Consider the following 2,662-nt stretch of genomic DNA (forward strand, 5'->3'; position numbering starts at 1 on the left):
TCTAACAACTCTTCATTTTCATTATTCATAGAGTTAAGAAGAAAAAGATTCTTAAAATGATTCACACTTTCTCCATCATCTAATGCGCGAACCATTCTTTCCAAATCACAACACAAAAGCTCTTTATTAAAAGGACTATTAATATTAAAATTAAGACCTTCCTTCCACAAATCACTAAAATCCCCACGAACAACAGACCTCAAATAATCAAAATCAACACTAAACTTACCACTACTCTCCCAAACATTCAACTTCTTCAACACAAACCTAAAACACTTACGAATACTACTATTAAAACTCATAAAAAAATATATAAACAATCAAACATAAATAAAAATACCAAAGAAAAAAAATAATACATATAAAAAGAAAATTATTAAATACGAATCCTCAAATTTATATTAAGAAGAATAAATACTATTAATAAAATAATTTAATAAATAATTAATTTAAATAAAGGTGAAGTTATGTGTACAGTTGGAGGCCCTATGGCCGATGTAAATATGAAAAAATTGAAAACAAAGAAATATAAATGTTTAAAATGTGGTAATGATTTCAAAGGACTTGGAAAAAAAGTTATTTGCCCTTCATGCCAAAGCGATAATGTAGAAGAAGTTTAAATTAGTGGCTATTTAGTAGTTACAATAATTATTTTTGAAAAATTAAAAAAAATTAGTAAAATCTAAAAGATTTTATTAATTCATATTTTAGATATAATAAATTTTATTCTGTGATTTTATGGAAAAAGAAGAAATTAAGATTGATTCTTCCCAAATACTATTTTTAATTGGAGATACTGGAACTGTGGGAATAGTTAAAGTATCTAATGATCAAATGTTGTTTATTGGAACTCCTGAAAAAGAAGAAATTGTTATGTACTTAGAAAAAAATGATTTGATAGCTATTTCTGCATTTGGAAAAGGAGAAAAGTATGAAAAAGGAATTAAATCACTTGGATACCTAACAAGAGAAATGAACTCCCCTATAATTGTACTTCCTAAAGACCATCCCACATCTAAAAGACTTAGTATGGTTCTTTCAGTGGGAGATACTGTAAGGCTTGATTGTGATATAATTCCAGGAACACACCCAGAACAAGATATTTTATGTTCATGTAATAGTTTATCAGGAACAATAATTACTAAAACCGAAAATGGGGTTAAAATTAAAGGAAATACTCTTAATTATAAAATAGAAAAGTTTTAGTAATTATTTAATATTATGGCAGCATTATTCCCTAATAAAATAACTAATATTTATATAATATAAGTAATAAAACTAACCAACAGATGTTAACTGAAAATGCTTTCCAGCTATTTGGTCAAATAGTCTTTTTTGGACTTATTTTTTTATTTTTAATATTATTAATAGCTTTAATTCTAGGTAAGATATTACTTAAAAAAAATATCTTAATTTTCCCAAAGTTAATTCTTTTTGCACTTGATTTTTTCTATTCCCCACTTAAACAGTTAGCAAGAAGTTTTGGCTTTGATGATATTATGGTTGATCATATAGGTGTCGAAATAAGGAATAAAATTAATGAAAAAAAATTTAAAGAAACTGATAATAAAAAAAAGATTATGGTATTTCCCCATTGTTTAAGACATCCTAGTTGTGAAGCAGTTTTAGAAGAAACTGGGCTTGCCTGTGATTGTTGCGGGAAATGTGCCATAGGTATCATAAAACCTAAAGCTGAAGAATTAGGATACATAGTATTCATTATACCAGGCTCAACATTTATTAAAAAGATTGTTAAAAACCATGAATTCGACTCAGTCCTTGGAATAGCTTGTTATGAAGATTTAAATATGACCATGATGAATTTATCTAAATTTTCACCACAAGGAGTTCTTCTATCAAGAACAGGTTGTTATAAAACAAAAGTAGATGTTAAATCAGTTTTAGATAAAATAGGATATTATGATTTCCACAATAAGAACAAGGAATAATATATCAAATTAAAAAAAGAATAATTAAATAATAAAAAATTATTTAAAATTATTTAAAAGTTATTTTAAAGTAGAAAATTATTTAAATTAATCTATTCATCATAAGAATTCATTAATTCAACAAATTCATCAGTATTAATAAACTCACCAACAAAATCGAATAAATCTTTAATACATTCTTTTTTACGTTCTTCTAAATCTAAAGTATCAGAATAATCTTTTTTAATTAATAGCCTCATATCAAAAATCTCAGATTCTATTCTTATATCTGGAACTTCAAGTTCTTGAGTTTCTAATTCAAAACCAATTGCTTCTAATTGATCAAGATCAGCACCTTCAATTCCTAGTTCTTTTAAATCCATTTTCCTAAGATCATCTACAGTTAATTTTCCTGACTTTAAATTTTCAAAATCTAAATTATCTAAGCCTAAATCTTCCAAATCTATAACTACTTCCTGATCCTCACCAAATTCAACAGAATCATTTACTAATTCTATTGTTTCAAATTTATCTTCTTTTTTCTTTTTATCTTTTGACATTTTTAACCCTTTTTAACAATATATAAATAAATTTTTTTATAATATGATTGGCTGTGCAATAATTAATTTTTCAGTTGATGGATGACAGTGAATTTTCTTAGTTGTGGTTAGATTGTAAATTATTTTTTGTAGTTTTTTTTATTTGTTGTCTATGTTTTTCATTGAATATCTATT

The 2,662-nt window shown here is 25.2% G+C and carries 5 protein-coding genes; 3 read left to right on the plus strand and 2 right to left on the minus strand.

The genetic code is table 11. The features are described from left to right. On the minus strand, nucleotides 1-302 hold a 302-nt coding region (locus MBFIL_RS03790; RefSeq protein WP_157078640.1), incomplete at its 3' end, for a hypothetical protein. Nucleotides 303-488: 186 nt separating this feature from the next. Here MBFIL_RS03790 and MBFIL_RS11075 point away from each other — a divergent pair. The 3 genes from MBFIL_RS11075 (at nucleotide 489) to MBFIL_RS03800 (ending at nucleotide 1,949) form a co-directional block, all read left to right on the plus strand. Next, nucleotides 489-620, plus strand: a complete 132-nt coding sequence (locus MBFIL_RS11075) for a hypothetical protein (RefSeq protein ID WP_281192474.1) — start codon at nucleotides 489-491, stop codon at nucleotides 618-620. Between the two features lie 118 nt (nucleotides 621-738). Next, nucleotides 739-1,206, plus strand: coding sequence for a hypothetical protein (locus MBFIL_RS03795; RefSeq protein ID WP_066971652.1), 468 nt, complete (start codon nucleotides 739-741; stop codon nucleotides 1,204-1,206). Between the two features lie 83 nt (nucleotides 1,207-1,289). Then, complete coding sequence (locus MBFIL_RS03800) at nucleotides 1,290-1,949, plus strand: DUF116 domain-containing protein (protein WP_066971653.1); 660 nt, start codon at nucleotides 1,290-1,292, stop codon at nucleotides 1,947-1,949. Nucleotides 1,950-2,041: 92 nt separating this feature from the next. On the opposite strand, the gene MBFIL_RS03805 is transcribed toward MBFIL_RS03800, so the two are convergent. Beyond that, the gene (locus MBFIL_RS03805; RefSeq protein WP_066971654.1) at nucleotides 2,042-2,488 is read right to left on the minus strand and encodes a hypothetical protein; all 447 of its coding nucleotides are present in this window, start codon (nucleotides 2,486-2,488) and stop codon (nucleotides 2,042-2,044) included. Nucleotides 2,489-2,662 lie beyond the last annotated feature (174 nt).

Origin of the sequence: Methanobrevibacter filiformis, from assembly GCF_001639265.1 — an archaeon.
In the GTDB taxonomy this organism is placed as follows: Archaea; Methanobacteriota; Methanobacteria; order Methanobacteriales; family Methanobacteriaceae; genus Methanacia; species Methanacia filiformis.